This window comes from Dorea sp. ICN-14282, from assembly GCF_037890115.1.
GTDB classification, from domain to species: Bacteria; Bacillota; Clostridia; order Lachnospirales; family Lachnospiraceae; genus Dorea_B; species Dorea_B phocaeensis.
The window spans coordinates 167,142-185,913 of record NZ_JBBKBH010000002.1 but is presented as its reverse complement, the minus strand read 5'-3'; the positions used below and the strand labels follow the sequence as shown (position 1 = coordinate 185,913).

General features: G+C 45.0%; 16 protein-coding genes. 13 read left to right on the top strand and 3 right to left on the bottom strand.

From position 1 onward, the window contains the following. Positions 1-23: 23 nt before the first annotated feature. Positions 24-2,483: a cation-translocating P-type ATPase gene (locus WKT00_RS06190; RefSeq protein WP_101694926.1), complete on the top strand. Its 2,460-nt coding sequence runs from the start codon at positions 24-26 to the stop codon at positions 2,481-2,483. Next, the gene (locus WKT00_RS06185) at positions 2,480-3,151 is read left to right on the top strand and encodes an HAD family hydrolase (RefSeq protein WP_101694925.1); all 672 of its coding nucleotides are present in this window, start codon (positions 2,480-2,482) and stop codon (positions 3,149-3,151) included. The genes WKT00_RS06190 and WKT00_RS06185 overlap by 4 nt, the downstream gene beginning before the upstream one ends. A gap of 54 nt (positions 3,152-3,205) precedes the next feature. Here the strand turns inward: WKT00_RS06185 and rd are convergent, their stop codons facing one another. The 3 genes from rd to WKT00_RS06170 all read right to left on the bottom strand — a co-directional run bounded on the left by rd (position 3,206) and on the right by WKT00_RS06170 (position 4,827). Further along, positions 3,206-3,367, bottom strand: coding sequence for a rubredoxin (rd, locus tag WKT00_RS06180; protein WP_101694924.1), 162 nt, complete (start codon positions 3,365-3,367; stop codon positions 3,206-3,208). Between the two features lie 36 nt (positions 3,368-3,403). Beyond that, the gene (locus tag WKT00_RS06175; protein ID WP_101694923.1) at positions 3,404-3,778 is read right to left on the bottom strand and encodes a desulfoferrodoxin family protein; all 375 of its coding nucleotides are present in this window, start codon (positions 3,776-3,778) and stop codon (positions 3,404-3,406) included. A gap of 185 nt (positions 3,779-3,963) precedes the next feature. Then, positions 3,964-4,827 carry a class I SAM-dependent methyltransferase gene (locus WKT00_RS06170; protein ID WP_101694922.1) on the bottom strand — a complete coding sequence of 288 codons (864 nt, stop codon included), beginning with the start codon at positions 4,825-4,827 and terminating at the stop codon, positions 3,964-3,966. Positions 4,828-5,012: 185 nt separating this feature from the next. On the opposite strand from WKT00_RS06170, the gene WKT00_RS06165 reads away from it, so the two are divergent. From WKT00_RS06165 to WKT00_RS06115, 11 genes are all read left to right on the top strand, one after another. Next, complete coding sequence (locus WKT00_RS06165) at positions 5,013-5,849, top strand: Uma2 family endonuclease (RefSeq protein WP_101694921.1); 837 nt, start codon at positions 5,013-5,015, stop codon at positions 5,847-5,849. 199 nt (positions 5,850-6,048) lie between these two features. Next, on the top strand, positions 6,049-6,288 hold the full coding sequence (locus tag WKT00_RS06160; protein WP_101694920.1) for an RNA polymerase sigma factor: 240 nt from the start codon (positions 6,049-6,051) through the stop codon (positions 6,286-6,288). Positions 6,289-6,294: 6 nt separating this feature from the next. Beyond that, positions 6,295-6,972: a zf-HC2 domain-containing protein gene (locus WKT00_RS06155; protein WP_340261954.1), complete on the top strand. Its 678-nt coding sequence runs from the start codon at positions 6,295-6,297 to the stop codon at positions 6,970-6,972. 175 nt (positions 6,973-7,147) lie between these two features. Then, complete coding sequence (locus WKT00_RS06150; protein WP_340261951.1) at positions 7,148-12,403, top strand: family 43 glycosylhydrolase; 5,256 nt, start codon at positions 7,148-7,150, stop codon at positions 12,401-12,403. 196 nt (positions 12,404-12,599) lie between these two features. Continuing rightward, on the top strand, positions 12,600-13,517 hold the full coding sequence (locus tag WKT00_RS06145; RefSeq protein WP_101694917.1) for a substrate-binding domain-containing protein: 918 nt from the start codon (positions 12,600-12,602) through the stop codon (positions 13,515-13,517). 1 nt (position 13,518) lies between these two features. Beyond that, positions 13,519-14,394, top strand: coding sequence for a phosphate ABC transporter permease subunit PstC (gene pstC, locus WKT00_RS06140; RefSeq protein WP_173814582.1), 876 nt, complete (start codon positions 13,519-13,521; stop codon positions 14,392-14,394). A 61-nt stretch (positions 14,395-14,455) separates the two neighbouring features. Continuing rightward, complete coding sequence (gene pstA, locus WKT00_RS06135) at positions 14,456-15,250, top strand: phosphate ABC transporter permease PstA (protein WP_173814666.1); 795 nt, start codon at positions 14,456-14,458, stop codon at positions 15,248-15,250. Positions 15,251-15,297: 47 nt separating this feature from the next. Beyond that, positions 15,298-16,047: a phosphate ABC transporter ATP-binding protein PstB gene (pstB, locus tag WKT00_RS06130; protein ID WP_101694914.1), complete on the top strand. Its 750-nt coding sequence runs from the start codon at positions 15,298-15,300 to the stop codon at positions 16,045-16,047. Between the two features lie 3 nt (positions 16,048-16,050). Next, positions 16,051-16,704 (top strand): phosphate signaling complex protein PhoU, encoded by a 654-nt coding sequence (gene phoU, locus WKT00_RS06125; RefSeq protein ID WP_101694913.1) that lies wholly within the window; start codon positions 16,051-16,053, stop codon positions 16,702-16,704. Between the two features lie 15 nt (positions 16,705-16,719). After that, positions 16,720-17,394, top strand: coding sequence for a response regulator transcription factor (locus WKT00_RS06120; protein WP_101694912.1), 675 nt, complete (start codon positions 16,720-16,722; stop codon positions 17,392-17,394). Positions 17,395-17,455: 61 nt separating this feature from the next. After that, positions 17,456-18,766, top strand: coding sequence for a sensor histidine kinase (locus WKT00_RS06115; protein WP_101694911.1), 1,311 nt, complete (start codon positions 17,456-17,458; stop codon positions 18,764-18,766). The last annotated feature ends 6 nt before the right edge of the window (positions 18,767-18,772 follow it).

Here is an 18,772-nt window from a genome sequence, read left to right as displayed (position 1 = left end):
TACAACTAAAGGAGGCGGATAGCATGAGACGCAGAGGCAGAAAGGCTGTAAAAAAGACGGCCGGACAGGAGCAACAGGAGAAATGGGAAGAAGAGAGAATCCCTGTAAGACGGTATCATCCAGATTATAGGGAAGGGTTAAGAGAGGCACAGGTACGGGAACACCGCGAAGGTGGATGGACCAATATATCTGTAGAACCGCCGACGCAGACGACCAAAGAGATTATCCATGAAAATGTATTTACCTATTTCAACCTGATATTTGCAGTGCTGGCAGTCCTTTTATGTCTGGTAGGCTCCTTTCGAAATCTGACTTTTCTTCCGGTGATTATAATCAACACTTTGATTGGAATCGTTCAGGAGATTCGGGCGAAGAATGTACTGGCAAAGTTGAACATGCTGAATGCTCCTCAGGCACATGTCGTGCGAAGTGGCAGGGCGTCTTGGGTAGATTCGGAAGATCTGGTGCTGGATGATATTGTGATTTTTCATGCCGGGAATCAGATTTGTGCGGATGCAGAAGTGGTGTTTGGAGAAGTGAGGGTAAATGAGTCGCTCCTGACTGGAGAGGCGGATGAGATTGTCAAGAAGCCGGGCGATCATTTGATGTCGGGAAGCTTCGTGGTTTCCGGAGAATGTCGTGCAAAGCTGGAAGCGGTGGGGCCGGACTCTTATATTTCACAGCTGACGCTGGAAGCAAAATCTATGCAGAAGAAGGAGCAGTCAGAAATGATCCGCTCTTTGGATAAATTGGTAAAATTCGTGGGAATTGCGCTGATTCCAATTGGAATCGTGCTGTTTGTGCAAAGCTTCTTCTTTAACCATGAGGGCTTCCGCTCCAGTATTGTTTTTATGGTGGCGGCGGTGATCGGAATGATTCCGGAAGGTCTGTATCTGCTGGCCAGTGTTGCTTTGGCAGTCAGTTCTATGCGGTTGGCGAGCAAAAAGGTGCTGCTGCACGATATGAAGAGTATTGAGACGTTGGCGCGGGTCAATGTGCTGTGCGTGGATAAGACGGGAACGATTACGGAAAATGCAATGTGTGTGAAGAAGTTGATTCCGACAGAGCACTATGAGAAAGAGACCATGCCAAAGCTGGAGAAGATGGTTGGTGATCTGGTGAGCGCCATGAGTGATGATAACATTACTATGAAGGCGATGAAGGAATGTTTCCGAGAGGGAACAGGAGCGAAGCTGATTCGTGTGATCCCATTTACCTCAGCGGTAAAATATAGTGCAGTCGTTCTGGAGAAGGGAGCTTATGTGGCAGGTGCGCCAGAGTTTGTACTCCGGGAGGATTATCCAAAATATGAGGCGGAAATTTCAAAATTTGCAGGGTGTGGATATCGGGTGTTGGTTTTTGGAAGTTATGATGCAGAGCCCGACGGGAAGCCGCTGACAGGGAAGGTTCTTCCTCTTGGTTATATTCTGCTGGCAAATCCGGTTCGGAAAGAAGCGCCCGAGACTTTCTCATATTTCAAGGAACAAGGAGTGGAAGTGAAAGTTATTTCCGGGGATAATCCGCTGACCGTATCGGAAGTGGCGAAGGAGGCGGGCATTCAGAATGCGGAGTCATATGTGGATGCAACGTCTCTTCGGACGGAAGAAGAAATCTTTGCGGCAGCAGCCAGGTATACCGTATTTGGCCGTGTGACACCGGCGCAGAAAAGGCAGCTGGTGCAGGCGCTTCAGCAGCAAGGGAACACGGTTGCCATGACGGGAGATGGTGTCAATGATGTGCTGGCGCTAAAAGATGCGGACTGCAGTGTCGCTATGGCATCAGGAAGCGACGCGGCAGTGCAGGCTTCCCAGGTAGTGCTGATGGATTCTAACTTTGCCTGCATGCCATCGGTGGTTTTGGAAGGCCGAAGAGTCGTAAATAATATCCAGCGGTCGGCGAGTCTGTTTCTGGTAAAGAACATTTTTTCTTTCCTGTTAGCGCTGTTTTCTGTTGCATTTATGATTACTTATCCGTTGGAGCCGTCTCAGGTATCTTTGATTAGTATGTTTACGATTGGTGTTCCGGCATTCTTCCTGGCGCTTCAGCCAAATAAAGAACGGATTGAAGGGCATTTCTTGACGAATGTGATATTGAAAGCACTCCCGGCTGGATTGACAGACGTACTGGCAGTCGGTGCGCTGGTGGTGTTCGGAAGAACTTTCGAAGTTAATGGAACCGATATTTCCACGGCAGCTACGATGCTTCTTGCAATTGTGGGATTTATGATTCTGTATCGGATCTGTCAGCCGATGAACTGGCTGCGAGGAATCGTGTGGGGCGGCTGTATCGCAGGAATTTTAGCCTGCAGTATTTTCCTTCCGGAATTATTTGCGATTACAGGGATGTCACCAAAGTGTATTATGCTGTTCGTGGTCTTTTCCATTGCGACAGAGCCGGTTCTTCGTTATCTGACAATGTTTGTGGGATGGCTTGGAGATCGCTACGCGGCATTCGTAAATAGATATAGGAGGAAGAAGAGATGACAGGAAGGCTGGAGCAGATAGAAGCAATTATTTTTGATATGGACGGGCTTTTGTTTGATTCGGAGCGGATTGTGCAAAGATCTTGGAATGATGTGGGAGAGCGGCTTGGCTTTTCTTATGTGGGAAATCATATCTACCGTACTCTTGGGATGAACCGAGCGGGAAGGCTTGCATATTTTACAGAAGCGATTGGTGCAGAATTTCCTTTTGAGGAGTTCTGTGTGCAAACCAGAAAAAGATTTTATGAGATTGTGGAAGCGGAGGGGCTTCCTATGAAACCGGGAGTCAAAGAGCTGCTTTGGTGTGGAAAAGATAAGGGATACCGGATGGCAGTGGCAACTTCTTCCAGCAAAGATTATGCGTATGGAAATTTAAAAAATGCAGGGATTGACGGATTTTTTGACGGATTCGTCTATGGAGATATGGTGCAGCATGCAAAACCGGATCCGGAGATCTATCAAAGGGCGTGCAAGACAGTAGAAAGTGATCCTAAGAGAAGCCTTGCGCTGGAGGATGCACCGGCAGGGATTCGTTCAGCATATGGGGCGGGACTGATTCCGATTGTGGTTCCAGATCTTGTGGAGCCGGATGAGGAAATCCGAAAGCTTGCGTATCGGCGATGTGATTCTCTGTTTGATGTGATCGAATTGTTGGAGAAAAGGGGATAACTTGAATAAAGGCGTAAAAAATGCGGCAGGCTAAATTCCTGCCGCATTTTTGTTTTACTCTTCTACTACGAATACTTCTTTTCCCATTCCACAGATTGGGCATACCCAGTCATCCGGAATATCTTCAAAAGCAGTTCCTGGCTCGATTCCGCCATCTGGATCGCCTAATTCAGGATCATATACATATCCGCATGGTTCACATAAATATTTTTTCATAGTTTGGTTCCTCCTTGATTCATATAAATTTGTTTTTTAATTATTATCTTTTTTCCATAATCCGTGAAGATTACAGTATTCGTAAGCTGCAATGAATTCATCTCCATCGGTGAGAAGAAATTCAGCTTTCGGTTCGTCTCCCGGCGCCAGTTTCTTGAACTGGAATCCGTATTTCGTCTCAATGTAGATGCCGGTGATATAATGCTCTTCCAGCATAGGGTGAGCGACGGAGCCGACAGATACCTCAATAAGGTTTTCCTTTATCGTTACGACAGGAACATGTTTTTCCTGTGCGGCATCTGTTGTATTAGCAGTCAATTCTGTTAATTCAGGTACAGCAGTTGTATCAGCAACTGTTATGAATTCCTGAAAAATATTTTGTGACTGTGTATCTTTAAAAAATCTACTCATAAGCTACCTCCTTGTGTGATTTAACTTTATTGTTAACACTTTATGTATGATTAATCAGCTTTGTACATTGATTGTGCGGCAATGCTATCTTACATACCTGACCGCTACTGTCTAAATGCTTTATCTGTATCCCATCATACGTGACGAGCGCTTCTTTTTCTGTGACAAAGTCACAAAAGAAAGAATTAGTTATCTGCTTCCCAGCGTCCGGAAGCTCCGCATGGAAGGATCAGCCCTGAATCTGTGACGGGAAGACCGATTTCCTGGGATTCTACGTGACCGTTATAATGCTTTAATTCGGTGCCGATCATGTAAGTTAAAACAGCTGGAGCCAGACCGGTAGTGTAAGAGTTTACTAGGAAAAACAGCGGTTTTTCAGATAAAATCTTCGTGCACAATTTGATCAGCGGATGAATCGCATCCTCGATTTTCCAAATTTCGCCTTTCGGGCCTCTTCCGTAGGAAGGCGGGTCCATGATAATGGCATCGTAGTGGTTGCCGCGACGGATTTCCCGTTCTACGAATTTGACGCAGTCATCCACGAGCCAGCGAATCGGTCGGTCGGATAATCCGGAGGATGCTGCATTTTCTTTGGCCCAGGAGACCATTCCTTTGGAAGCGTCTACATGGGTGACGCTTGCGCCGGCAGCAGCGGCAGCTAAGGTGGCGCCTCCGGTGTAGGCGAACAGGTTCAGTACCTTGATCGGACGTCCGGCATTTCTGATTTTCTCAGAGAACCAGTCCCAGTTGGCAGCCTGCTCAGGAAAAAGACCAGTATGCTTGAAACTAAATGGCTTCAGGTTAAAGGTTAATTCCTTGTAATGAATCTGCCACTGCTCTGGAAGATCGAAGAATTCCCATTCACCGCCGCCTTTTTTGCTGCGGTGGTAATGTCCATTCATATGTTTCCAGTTTCGGTTGCGCTTCGGAGTATCCCAGATTACCTGCGGATCGGGACGTACAAGAATATAGTCACCCCACCGTTCCAGCTTCTCTCCTTTGCTGCAGTCTATGACTTCATAATCGTTCCAATTATCTGCAATCCACATATATTTTAATATCCTTTCTGCTAAAAAACTCATTTTTATTATCATAATCTATTTCGGGAGAAAAGTACAGTGGAAAATGAAAAGGAAAGGGATAAAAAATGGATTGAATTAGGCTTTAACGGTTTGAAAACGGCTTAAAAAGTGTTATAATTGGATTTGATAAAAGAAAAAGAGGAGGACGGACTATGACAATTCAAGAAATGAAGGAACGCAAGCGGGAACTGGGTTATACCAATGAGCAGGTGGCAGAATTATCAGGGATTCCTCTTGGAACGATACAGAAGATTTTTGGGGGAAAGACAATGGCGCCGCGATATCAGACGATGCAGGCGCTTGAGAAGGTATTAAGGAGACGGGAAGAGCCGGTGGGGTATCAGTATGGCGCCTGGGCACAAGAACGCTTAGTTATGAGGGAGGAATGCACAGCTTATGGTCAGAAGCGTCAGGGAGAATACACACTGGATGACTATTATGCATTGCCGGATGAACAGAGGGTGGAACTGATTGACGGCGTGATATACGAGATGTCTGTGCCGACATCAGTTCATCAGTTAATGAATGGTTTTATTTATGCAAAATTTTTGGAATATACAGCAGGAAAAAACGGGAAGTGCCTGCCCATCGTCTCACCCATAGATGTGCAGCTTGACTGCGATCAGAAGACGATGGTTCAGCCGGATATTGTGATCGTGTGCGACCGGGATAAGGTGATTCGAAGATGCGTGTATGGAGCGCCGGATTTTGTGATGGAAATCTTGTCCAAAGCTACCAGGAAGAAAGACATGGTGACGAAGCTGAATAAATATATGAATGCGGGAGTACGGGAGTATTGGATGCTAGATCCGGATCAGAAAAGGGTGCTGGTCTATGATTTTGAAGCGGAAAACTACCCGACAATTTACAGCTTTGAAGCGAAAGTTCCGGTTGCTATCTGGGATGGAGAGTGTGAGATTGATTTTGCAGAAGTCTATAATTACGTAAGATTCCTGTATGAACGGGAGGAGAATGCAGATTTTTCATAAATTTTCACGAAATATTGTAACAAACCTGACCTTTCACGGATATATAAGTACATTCCGGTAAAGCGAGGAGGTGAAGAAAGTGTTGGATATGGATGAGGCATACCGGGAATAAGCACAAATGGTGTACAAGTTTCTTCTGTCTTTGTGTTATGAAGAGGAGATGGCAGAAGAACTGACATAGGAGACGTTCTATCAGGCGGTGCGTACGTCAAAGAAATATGATGGAAGCTGTAAGGTATCCACGTGGCTTTGTCAGATTGCAAAGCATCTCTGGTATCGGGAGATGGAACGCCGGAGTAAGAGAGGAACCAGTGAACTGACGGATCAGATACCGGTAAGTGAACTTCCTCCGGACGAATATCTGACACTGAAGGAAGAAAAGATAGAGCTGTTTAGAAAGGTACATGTACTGGATGAGACGGCGAAGGAAATCATGTGAAATTAATTGGGAGATTTACTGCCAAGTTATATGGATGGGCTGACCAGCGAAGAAAGCAATCAGGCAGTAGAAGAACATTTAGAAGAGTGTGAAACATGCAGGGCTTACTTTCAGGCAATGAAGGGAGCGGTAGCTTCAGAGCGTTATGTTGAAAAGAGCAAAGAGGAGATCAAAAAAGAGATTCATCCACTTAAAAAGATTGAGAGAGAAACCAGGAAAAGAATTGTAATTGCCGTATTTGCTGTATTGCTTACAGTGGGAATTCTAGGAACCCTATATGAGTCATTATATGGAACTGGAACGCAGGCGAGCGCAGAGGATGTGAAGATTGCTTGTAGTAAAATCGGTGATTTCGTGACGATAGAATTTCTGCCGACGGATGATTCCTACTATATAGAGATCTGGGGTGGAGCCTATTCTACGGATGAAAACGGGAAGGAAACTTATGAATGGAATAAAATTCAGCCGGTAAAATGGCGGACGAAACCTTTTGAAACTCGAAACAAGACGGGGGCACATTGGGGATTTCAATTCCTTGATGAGGATACCATTGTGGATCAAAATGGGAAGACGATTCAGTTGACGGGGGAAGAGTCGTTGGAAATCGAATTTGCCGGAGAGTCGAAGGTGGTTAAGATTGCCGAGCTTTATACAGAAGAAGGAAGGGAAACGCTGGAGAGGTGATGTGAGACAGTGCGGTAAGATTCGGATGCCTAAAGTATCCGTTAGAAGGTCAGAAATTTGAGTAGATTTTAGCTTGCAAATTTTCAAACTTTTTTCAAAAGAATCTCCGTTTCCGCTTTCCTGAAAATACTCTATAATGAAGGAGATATCTATTTTTTAAGAAAGGAGAGAGGAAATGAAAAAGGGATTTTGGAACAAGACGCTGGCGCTTGTGCTTACAGCCTCTATGGCGGGCGCATATCTGCCGGCAGATGTTCAGGCGGCAGGTAAGACGGCAAACGAGCCTTTCGCCGCATTCACGTTTGACGATGAAGCGTCCGGGTTTACGAGCGCCGGAGGAACAGCGGAAGTAAAGGGAAGCTATCGCTTGGACGACCATGCGGATAATGGGAAAGCGCTCTATCTTGATGGGAATGCTTCTAACTATCTGTCTTTGAAGAACCGGGCGGGAAAGAGCATTTTGTCCGGGAAGAATGAGATCACGATTTCTTATGATGAGAAACCGGATCGAAAGGAAACTAACTGGGCCTTCTATGCGGCTCCTAACAATGACAAGCCGGTGAATCAGAAAGAACACTATATCGGTGCATTTCATAACAATGGAAATGTGAAGGTAGAACGTTATGACAATGAAAATGGAAGACCAGCATGTCCGGATGTGACCATTGGGACAGACTGGGCGCACATTGATATCGTATTTCAGGAAAGTCAGACCGTTCTGTACGTTGACGGCGTAAAGAAAAGTGTGGTTGCCAGTGATTATCAGGTGAAGGATATTGTGGAAGATGGAGGAATCTTCTATATCGGCCGCGCAAACTGGGGAAATGGAGAAGGTTATAAAGGCTGGATCGACAATTTCACCATCTATGATCAAGCGTTAACCGATGCAGAGCTGGTCAGTGAAGAGGCGGCTAAGAAAGCGGTGGCTGACGATCAGGAAAAACTGACGCTTCCAGGAACAGTTACGGAGGATTTCACCTTGCCGTCTGTTGGAGAAAACTATTCCAACATTACATGGAAGGTGGAGGACAATAAAGCTGCTGTGATTGGCGACGACGGATATAGTGTCAAGGTTACAAGACCAAGCGGCGAAGATGCAGTTGTGGTATTTACGGCATCCATCGAAATGGCAGGACAGAAGGCAGAAAAAGAGATTCCTGTCACCGTGTCCAAGCTGATGGATCAGGGAGATTTCCTTGAGGCTGCAAAAGAGAAGCTTACCATCGTAAATGTGGATGATGTCCGAGGGAATATTTATCTTCCGGAAACGGTGGAAATTGAAGGCTCAGGAAGAAACGCTTCTGTGACTTGGAAATCCAGCGATGACAAGATTGTAACAGATCAGGAGAAAGACGGGAAACCAGCCGGTGTTGTCAGCAGACAGAAGAAAGACACCAAGGTTATTCTGACAGCAACCCTGACAGCAGACGGCAAGTCTGTAGAGAAAGAGTTTGAGCTGAATGTAAAAAAAGCGCATAAGCAAGAAGAAATGAAGGATTATCTGTTTGCTTATTTTGTAAACAATGGGGGACCAGCAGAACAGCAGATCTTCTTTGCGTCCAGCCATGACGGCGATAACTGGATGGACTTAAATAAGAAGGAAGCTGTATTAAGCGTTGCAGATTCAGTTAGAACAGAAGAAGACATTAACAAGACTCAGAATCAGGCTGGTGTGCGTGATCCATATATGATTCGTTCACCGGAAGGCGATAAGTTCTATCTTATTGCAACAGATCTTTGTATCGGAGCAAATGACATTGCAAATGGAACCGTAGATTGGGGAACTTCTCAGTTTAACGGAAGCCATTGCTTAAGAATTTGGGAGTCAACAGATCTTGTCAATTGGTCAGAACCATGGCTTGCAGAAGTAGCGCCGGAAGGAACGACCTGCGCGTGGGCGCCAGAGGCGATCTACGATGAGGCGACAGGAGAATTTGTGGTTTACTGGGCGTCTATGACAGGAAGCGTGCAGAAGGTATACGCATCCAAAACTAGAGATTTCCGTAATTTCTCAGAGCCGGAGTTGTTTATCGACAATGGCAATGATCATATTATCGATACGACGATTGTCCGGGATTCCGATGGAAACTATTATCGCGGATCAGCAGCAGGAGGAACGATTCAGCTGGAGAAATGCACCGATCAGAAATCCTGGCTCACCGATCAGTCTTCTTGGGGTAAGCAGGGAAATATTAAAGATATTACAGGATTTACCGCAGGCCTGGAAGGACCGGAATTATTTGCATACAATCAGGATGACTGGAAAGAAGTGGACGGAGAGAAAGTTGAGACATACGGACTCCTGGCAGATAACTTTGGCGAAGTCGGCTATGTACCGTTCTATACTACCGATATTGCAAATGCAAAATGGATCAAGACAGCAGACAATGATTTCAACTTTGATACGAACCATAAGAGACATGGAACCGTCATCGCGTTGACAGAGGCAGAATACAATGCAGTGATGGAGGCTTATGGGCCAAGCAAGGTGGAAGTGAAAAAGGCTCCGGATGAAACGGTTTATGAGACTGGGGCAAAGAAGCTGAATCCAAGCGGATTGGTTCTTACGGTAAGTTATGCAAATGGTAAGACGGAAGATATTGCTTATCAGGCAGGCAGCAAGAATGAGAGACATTTTAAGTTTAGTAAAGTAGATTTCTCTGAAGTTGGAAAACAGACCGTAACTGTAACCTATGGAGAACAGAAGACCTCTTTTGAAATTGAAGTAAAAGAAGCAGAAGAGGTTGAAAGAAAGACACTGGCGAAGTTTGATTTCAACGAAGACGGAAGCGGATTTGAGAGCGAGAATGCAAAAGCGACAGGACAGGCTTATGAACTCAAGGATAGCTGGAGCAAAGACGCTGGAAAAGCATTGTACTTAAATGGAAATAACAACAACTTCCTGAAAGTAACCGATAAGGAAGGCAAGAGTCTTCTGACAGGCATGAAGGAATTGACCATTTCCTATGAGATGAAACCAGACCGAAGCGCAACCAATTGGGTTATGTACGCGGCTCCGAATAACAACCAGACATCTTATAACAGCGAGGTGTATCTGGGAATTATGGAATTAAATGGTTCTACAAAGGTAGAGCGATATAAGAATCAGGGAAGCCGCCCATTGTGTCCGGAAACGGTAACAGGAAGTGACTGGTATCACGTAGATGTGGTGCTGACAGCTTATGAGACAATTCTCTATGTCAATGGAGTGAAGATGCAGACGGTAGAAAGCAATTATGCTCTGCCAAGCATCCTTGGAAATAACAGCATTCTTCAGATCGGAAAGGCAAACTGGACGAACAGCGGAGAATACTTCAAGGGATGGATCGACAACTTCCAGATCGAGAATAAAGCACTGACAGAGAAAGAAGTAAAGGAAATCTCCAAGGACTTTGTGGCAACCCTTCCGATGGTAAAATCGGTAACCACAGGAACGGCTCCAACCAGAGAAGAAGCGTTAGAATACAGAGGAACTGACGATCATACAGCAGTATTTACCAAAGTAGATGCCAAGAGCAAGACAATTACTCCATATATCCGGAATGAGGCTGATTTTACTAAGACGCCAGTAACCTTTGCCTTTAATGGAGAAGCAGAGATTCAGGTGGATGGAAAGACAGTAGAAAATGGAAGCACATTTGATCTTTCCAAGGATCAGAAGATTACTTTTGTAAGAAATAAGGAAAAAGAAGAGTGGACGATCAAGAAGGCCATTCCAAGCAACAACCCGGTACTGCCGGGACAGTACGCAGACCCGGATCTTGACTACTTTGACGGCAAGTTCTGGCTGTTCCCAACGACAGACGGATATCCGGGATGGAGCGGAACGAAGTTCCATGCATTCTCTTCTGACAACATGGTTGACTGGAAAGATGAAGGCATCATCATGGAGCTGAAAAATGACACCCCAGGCGTAAATGAGCAGGGCGTTCAGATCGCCGTTTCCCCGTGGGCAAAGGGCGGAAGCGCGTGGGCTCCAACCATCGAAGAGAAGGATGGAAAATACTACTTCTATTATTGTGGAAAGTTTGAAAACGGACAGTCAGCGATCGGAGTTGCAGTAGCAGATAATCCAGCAGGTCCTTATACTGATAAGGGTGAAGCGTTGATGACTGTTGATATGTGCAGAGCAGCAGGTGTAAGTATGGGACAGGCAATTGACCCATCGATCTTTACCGATGAAGATGGAACTTCTTATCTTCTGTTTGGAAATGGTGCCGCTGCAATCGCGCAGTTAAACGACGACATGATGAGCATCAAAGAAGGAACCTTAAAACAGATTAAGGGTCTGACCGATTTCCGTGAATCTATTATCGTAACAAAGAAGGATGGCAAGTATCACTGGACCTGGTCTTGTGACGATGCAAATAGTCCAAACTACCATGTAAACTACGGTGTATCTGACACACTGACGAATGCAGATGGAAGTTCATCCGTAAAACTGGTGAAAAAGAATCTTCTTGCAAGAGATGACAGCATGGGAATCTTAGGATCCGCACATCAGTCCGTACTTCATGTGAAAGATGGAAACGATCAGGATCGTTACTTTATGGCATACCACAGATTCTATACCCCAATCAATATCTTTACTTCAGGGGATGGACTTGGCGTACACCGTGAGACCTGTATCGATGAGATTACCTTTGATGAAGACGGATATATGCAGATTAAGCCGACCAACGAAGGCGTAGCTCCGGTGAAGATGACGCCGGATGAGCCGGAAGTTATCTTAAATGAGATTACAGTAAAAGCACCGGACAAGATCGAGTACAAGCAGGGTGAGGATCTGGATCTGACAGGAATGGAAGTAACGGCTCACTACAGCGATGGCAAAGAAGAAGTTCTTCCAGAGGGAAGTTATACAGTATCTGGTTATGACGCACAGCAAGTTGGCGAGCAGACCATTACGGTAACCTACGAGGGTCAAACAGCTACATTTGTTGTAACGGTGACAGAAAAATCTGACCCGGTAGATCCGGAAGTAACCTTAGATAAGATTACGGTAAAAGTACCAGAAAAGATCGAGTACAAGCAGGGTGAGAATCTGGACCTGACAGGAATGGAAGTAACAGCTCACTACAGCGATGGCAAAGAAGAAGTTCTTCCAGAGGGAAGCTATACGGTAGCTGGTTATGATGCTAATAAGGTTGGAAAGCAGACCATTACCGTAACCTACAAAGATCAGACAGCAACCTTTGATGTAACCGTAAAAGAAGTCTCTAAACCGGTAGAACCAGGAAAGCCGGATGGAGGAAATCAGGGCCAGAAACCGGGAATACCGGATGGCAAACCAGCTGGACAGGATCAGAAGCCAAACAAAGTACCGAAGACAGGCGACGCAGCAGATATGACTGTATATGTATTCGGCATGATGGCAGCGCTTGTGGCAGGCGGATGGATGCTGAAAAGCAGAAGAAAAGAACAGGAATAGAGAAGGAAACAGAAGTTTCTAGAAGATGAGAAAGAGAACTCACGCGGCGAAGAGCTGTGTGAGTTCTCTTTTTTAAAACCTTACATGGCTTAACTTAGATTTAACATTCCGGTGATTTCAGATTTTACATTCCTTCGATATGATAAGTCCTGTGAAGAAGAGATACAGAATATTGAAACAAAAGGAGATTAAAGGTATGAAATTGAAAAAGTTTATTGCAACACTGGCAGTAGTTGGAATGGTAGCTGGAATGGCAGTTGGATGTGGAAGTAAGGAAGAAACTGCGAAAGCAGATAATGGAGAAAAGACAGAGAGCACAAGTGACTGGGATTCTTCTATGGATATCACAATCGTGTCCCGTGAGGATGGATCTGGTACAAGAGGAGCGTTCATCGAGCTTTTTGGAGTAGAAGAGAAGAAAGACGGCGAGAAGGTGGATATGACAACGGAAGAAGCGCAGATCACCAACAGCACTTCCGTAATGATGACAACGGTAGCCGGAGATGAGTATGCAATCGGTTATGTTTCTCTTGGATCTTTAGATGAGAGTGTAAAGGCGCTGAAGATTGATGGAGCAGAGGCGACTGCTGAGAACATTAAGAACGATACATACAAAGTGTCCAGACCATTTAATATTGTAACGAAAAAAGGTTCTGAAAATGAAGTGGCAAAGGATTTTGTGAGCTACATTATGAGCAAAGAAGGACAGCAGGTAGTTTCTGACAATGGCTACATTGGTGATGATTCTGCAGCAGCTTATGCAGGAAGCAAGCCGGCAGGAAAGATTGTGGTAGGTGGTTCCTCTTCTGTTTCTCCGGTTATGGAAAAATTGATCGAAGCTTACAAAGAAGTGAATCCGGATGCAGAAATCGAACTGCAGACAACTGATTCCACCACAGGTGTGACATCTACGATTGACGGAAGCTATGATATCGGTATGGCATCTCGTGAGCTGAAAGACGAAGAGACAGCAGAGGTTGAAGGACAGGTGATGGCTACAGATGGTATCGCAGTAATCGTAAACAAAGCAAATACAACCGATGAACTTTCCAGCGAACAGGTAAAAACAATTTACACTGGAGAGGCTCTGACTTGGGATGAGGTAGTAAAATAATATGAACAAAAAAGCGTGGACAGAAAAGTTCATGCAGGGAGTGTTCTTCATTGCCGCCTGTGCTTCGGTACTGGCGGTAGCTCTCATTTGTATCTTTTTATTTGCAAATGGGATCCCTGCTATGAAAGAAATCGGATTTGGGGAATTTCTAAGTGGAGAAATGTGGAAACCGAAAAATGAGATTTTCGGGATCCTGCCTATGATTGTAGGAAGTTTATACGTAACAGCGGGGGCGATTATCTTTGGTGTTCCAATCGGAATTTTGACAGCTGTTTTTATGGCGTATTACTGCCCAAAGAAAATCTATAAGCCGCTGAAGGCGGCAACAGAACTTCTGGCGGGAATCCCGTCAGTAGTTTATGGTTTCTTTGGACTGGTGGTGATTGTACCTTTGATCCGTACATTGGGACGGGATCTAGGATTCGGCGGAAATGGAAGCAGTATCCTGACCGCATCTCTGCTTCTGGGGATGATGATTCTTCCAACAATTATTGGATTGACGGAATCTTCCATTCGTGCGGTACCGGAGCAGTATTATGAGGGGGCAGTTGCGCTTGGAGCAACTCACGAAAGGGCGATCTTCCGGGTTGTTATACCGGCAGCAAAGTCTGGCGTGATTGCAGCGATTGTCTTGGGAATCGGCCGTGCTATTGGAGAGACGATGGCGGTTATTATGGTGGCGGGTAATCAGGCACGACTGCCGCAAGGAATTTTCCGAGGAGTACGTACGCTGACAGCCAATATTGTAATTGAGATGGGATATGCGACTGGACTTCACAGAGAAGCGTTGATCGCAACGGGAGTAGTACTTTTTGTGTTCATCTTGATTATCAACTTCAGTGTGGCGCTGCTAAAGAGGAGGACGACTCGTGAGTAAAAATCAAAGAAATATTGGACAGAAATTAAAATCTTATAAGCGAACCCCTTTTTCTTTTCTGATGATGCTTTTGGTAATGTTGTCAGCAGTGATCACGTTTGCGGTATTAATTTTTTTGATTGCTTATGTCTTGATTAATGGTGTGCCGTACTTGAAACCATCATTATTTTCTTTCACTTATACATCTGAAAATGCATCTTTAATGCCGGCGCTTATCAATACAATTATTATGACTTTATTGTCTCTGGTGATCGCGGTTCCTTTTGGAATATTTTCAGCCATCTTTTTGGTGGAATATGCAAAGAGAGGTAATAAATTCGTAGAGGTTATCCGGCTGACGACGGAGACACTGCAGGGAATCCCGTCTATTGTATATGGATTGTTTGGAATGTTGTTTTTCGTATCTGCATACGGATGGGGATTTTCTATTTTGGCAGGAGCATTTACCTTGTCTATTATGGTGCTTCCATTAATTATGAGAAGTACGGAAGAGGCGTTAAAGGCGGTGCCGGATTCTTACAGAGAAGGAAGCTTTGGCCTCGGGGCAGGAAAGCTTCGTACCGTGTTTCGGATTGTATTGCCGTCTGCAATTCCGGGTATTTTGGCGGGAGTGATCCTGGCGGTGGGAAGAATTGTCGGAGAGACAGCGGCTCTGATTTACACAGCAGGAACGGTGGCAGATATTCCAAACAGCGTTCTGGATTCGGGAAGAACGCTGGCGGTTCATATGTATAATCTGGCAAGCGAAGGCTTGTATATGGATCAGGCATATGCAACGGCGGTAATTCTGCTTGTGCTGGTAGTGGGAATCAATACCTTGTCAGGATTTCTGGCAAAGAAACTGACAAAAGCGTAGAAAAGAAGAGTATAAGAGGATAAGAAGAATATAAGAGAGGATAGAACATGAGTAAGATTAGTATCAAGGATATGAATCTCCATTACGGGGATTTTCATGCTCTGAAAAATGTGAATCTTGAGATAGAGGAAAACAAAATTACGGCATTTATTGGTCCGTCAGGATGTGGAAAGTCCACGCTTCTAAAATCCATCAATCGGATGAATGATCTGGTAGAGGGGTGTCGGATTGAAGGAGAACTTCAGCTTGACGGGGAAGATATTTATAAGGATATTGATGTGAACTTGCTTCGCAGAAGGGTGGGAATGGTATTCCAGAAGCCAAATCCATTTCCTATGAGCATCTATGACAATATTGCATTCGGACCGAGAACCCATGGAATTCATTCCAAGGCAAAGCTAGATGATATTGTGGAGAAATCTTTGCGGGACGCAGCAATTTGGGAAGAATGTAAAGATCGTTTGAAAAAGAGTGCGCTTGGAATGTCCGGCGGGCAGCAGCAGAGACTATGCATTGCTCGTGCACTTGCGGTTCAGCCGGAAGTTCTTTTGATGGATGAACCAACTTCGGCGTTGGATCCTATTTCCACGTCGAAGATTGAAGATCTTGCGATGGAACTGAAAAAAGATTATACTATCGTTATGGTAACCCACAACATGCAGCAGGCTGTACGTGTATCGGATAACACCGCCTTTTTCCTGCTTGGTGAAGTCATCGAGTATAACGATACGGAGAAATTGTTCTCCATACCGTCAGACAAACGGACAGAAGATTATATTACAGGGAGGTTTGGTTAAGATATGCGTAATAAATTTGATATGCAGCTTGAGTGTCTCAGCGAACAGCTGATTCATATGGGAGAATTGTGTGAAGTTGCCATTAACCGGGCAACCACAGCGCTTCAGCATGGAAGTATGGAAGAGGCGAAGGAGGTCATTCGGGCAGATGAAGAGATTGACCAGATGGAGAAGGACATTGAGCGTCTGTGCCTGAAGCTTCTACTTCAGCAACAGCCTGTGGCAAGAGATTTAAGACAGATTTCTGCGGCTCTTAAGATGATTACAGACATGGAGCGAATCGGAGATCAGGCATCTGACATTGCCGAGATTATTATTTCTGAAAAGAAGTCAGAAGGAGCTGAGATTCCGAAGATTGGGAAGATGTCAGAGGCAGTAGCAAAGATGGTCAGAGACAGTGTGACTGCTTATGTGAAGAGAGATTTGGAATTGTCCAGGAAGGTGATGGAGGCCGATGATGCGGTAGACCAGCTTTTTGAAGAGAATAAGCGGGATTTGATTGCTTTTATTGCACAGAATAAAGGGGATGCAGGGCGCGAAATCATTGACCTTATCATGGTGGCCAAATATCTGGAGCGAATCGGAGATCATGCGACCAACATTGCAGAGTGGGTAGAATTTTCAATTACCGGTATTCACAAAGAAAGTCAGGTATAAGGAGACGAAGAATTCATGATATTTTGTGTAGAAGATGACAGTAATATCCGGGAACTGGTAGTTTATACATTGGAAAGCACGGGCTTTAAAGCCCGTGGCTTTGAAGAAGGAAAATCTTTTCTAGAAGCTTTGGCTCTTGAGACGCCAGAGCTTATTTTGCTTGATATTATGCTTCCGGGGATGGATGGAATGGAGTTACTTAGAAAGTTAAAAGGATCAGCCAAGACAAGAGAGATTCCCGTGATTATGGTGACCGCTAAGGGCGCGGAATATGATAAAGTCATGGGATTGGACGCAGGAGCAGACGACTATGTGACAAAGCCATTTGGAATGATGGAACTGGTGTCTCGTGTGAAGGCTGTGCTTCGCAGAAGCAATCGGGAACATCCGCACAAGGACAACACCATTGTGGTTGGTGAGATTGAGATTGATACGAAGAAGCATGAGGTGACAGTTGCAGGAGAAGTGATCAATCTGACCTTGAAAGAGTACGAACTTTTAAAGCGTTTGATGAAGAATACGAATATTGTGCTGACGAGGGATCAGCTTCTAGAGGATATATGGGGATATGACTTTGATGGAGAGACCCGAACAGTAGACGTGCATGTGCGGACTCTGCGCCAGAAACTGGGAAGTGCCGGCGAACACATTGAGACGGTCCGGGGTGTGGGCTATAGAATGGGGCAGTAGAGAAGATAATAAGGAAGCAAGAGAGAAGCGAGAAGGAAGCGAGAAGGAGTAGGATCGGCAGATGAGAAAAAAGATACAGCGCAGCATGATTCTAGTGATTGCAACGACACTGGTGATCACTTATGCAATTACGACATTTGTGATCTATAGACAGACCATGGGAATTATGGAGGATGAGATCCGGCAGGAAGCGGACTATATCATCGAGGCGGTTAAAATTTCCGGAGAACGATATCTGGAAGATTTGGATGCCGTAAGACGGAATACTCGTGTGACACTGATTGCGAGTGATGGAGATGTGAAATATGATTCTAAAGAAGACGATGTCACGTTGGAAAACCACAAGGATCGTCCGGAGGTAAAACAGGCAATCAAATCAGGGAGTGGTCAGTATGTCAGAAGATCAGATACGCTGGATGAGGAAATGTTCTATTATGCAAAGCGGCTTCCGAATGGAGATATTTTAAGGGTGTCTAAGACTGTCAATACGGCATACCACACGGCGATGGCAATTCTTCCGCTGATGGGGTTGATTGCCGGAGTTATGCTGGTTGTGGCGTGGCTTTTGGCTAAATGGCAGGTAGAGCGCCTGATTCGTCCGATCAATGAGCTTCAGTTGGAACATCCATTGGATAATGATGTGTATGAGGAGTTGACGCCATTGCTTGAGAGTATTGATAAGCAGAATAGAGAGAAAGATGCAATCGCAAATATGCGGAAAGAATTCTCTGCAAATGTATCCCATGAGTTAAAGACGCCACTGACGTCTATTTCCGGTTATGCAGAAATTATGAAAAATGGGTTAGTAAAGCCAGAAGACATGAAGATGTTTTCAGAGCGCATTTATAATGAGGCAAAACGCTTGATTTCATTGGTGGAAGATATCATCAAGCTGTCAAAGTTAGATGAAGGTAAGGTGGAAAATGAAAAAGAAGATGTAGATCTCTATGACCTAACCAGGGAGATTGCCAGTCGTTTGGCGCCTCAGGCGGAAGAGATGAACGTTCACATCGAAGTGACGGGGGAATCTGTACTTTATCATGGAGTTCGTCCGATATTGGATGAAATGATTTATAACATTTGTGAAAACGGAATTAAGTATAATAACCGGGGTGGAAGTATCAGCATATGGGTTGGCAGTACCCTGAAAGGTAAGAAAGTGATCGTAACAGATACAGGAATCGGAATCCCGGAGGATCAGCAGGAACGAATCTTTGAGCGGTTTTATCGGGTGGATAAAAGTCATTCCAAGGCGACCGGAGGCACAGGACTTGGTTTGTCCATTGTGAAACACGGCGCCATGATTCACGGCGCATCCATAAGGGTGGAAAGTAAAGTGGGAAAAGGAACGAAGATGGAGCTGACATTTTAAAGGAAC

Bases quoted from the DNA above. Each gene is read 5' to 3' on its own strand.
- WKT00_RS06190 (WP_101694926.1), top strand. From the start codon at position 24: ATGAGACGCAGAGGCAGAAAGGCTGTAAAAAAGACGGCCGGACAGGAG.
- WKT00_RS06185 (WP_101694925.1), top strand. From the start codon at position 2,480: ATGACAGGAAGGCTGGAGCAGATAGAAGCAATTATTTTTGATATGGAC.
- rd (WP_101694924.1), bottom strand. From the start codon at position 3,367: ATGAAAAAATATTTATGTGAACCATGCGGATATGTATATGATCCTGAA.
- WKT00_RS06175 (WP_101694923.1), bottom strand. From the start codon at position 3,778: ATGAGTAGATTTTTTAAAGATACACAGTCACAAAATATTTTTCAGGAA.
- WKT00_RS06170 (WP_101694922.1), bottom strand. From the start codon at position 4,827: ATGTGGATTGCAGATAATTGGAACGATTATGAAGTCATAGACTGCAGC.
- WKT00_RS06165 (WP_101694921.1), top strand. From the start codon at position 5,013: ATGACAATTCAAGAAATGAAGGAACGCAAGCGGGAACTGGGTTATACC.
- WKT00_RS06150 (WP_340261951.1), top strand. From the start codon at position 7,148: ATGAAAAAGGGATTTTGGAACAAGACGCTGGCGCTTGTGCTTACAGCC.
- WKT00_RS06145 (WP_101694917.1), top strand. From the start codon at position 12,600: ATGAAATTGAAAAAGTTTATTGCAACACTGGCAGTAGTTGGAATGGTA.
- pstC (WP_173814582.1), top strand. From the start codon at position 13,519: ATGAACAAAAAAGCGTGGACAGAAAAGTTCATGCAGGGAGTGTTCTTC.
- pstA (WP_173814666.1), top strand. From the start codon at position 14,456: ATGATGCTTTTGGTAATGTTGTCAGCAGTGATCACGTTTGCGGTATTA.
- pstB (WP_101694914.1), top strand. From the start codon at position 15,298: ATGAGTAAGATTAGTATCAAGGATATGAATCTCCATTACGGGGATTTT.
- phoU (WP_101694913.1), top strand. From the start codon at position 16,051: ATGCGTAATAAATTTGATATGCAGCTTGAGTGTCTCAGCGAACAGCTG.
- WKT00_RS06120 (WP_101694912.1), top strand. From the start codon at position 16,720: ATGATATTTTGTGTAGAAGATGACAGTAATATCCGGGAACTGGTAGTT.
- WKT00_RS06115 (WP_101694911.1), top strand. From the start codon at position 17,456: ATGAGAAAAAAGATACAGCGCAGCATGATTCTAGTGATTGCAACGACA.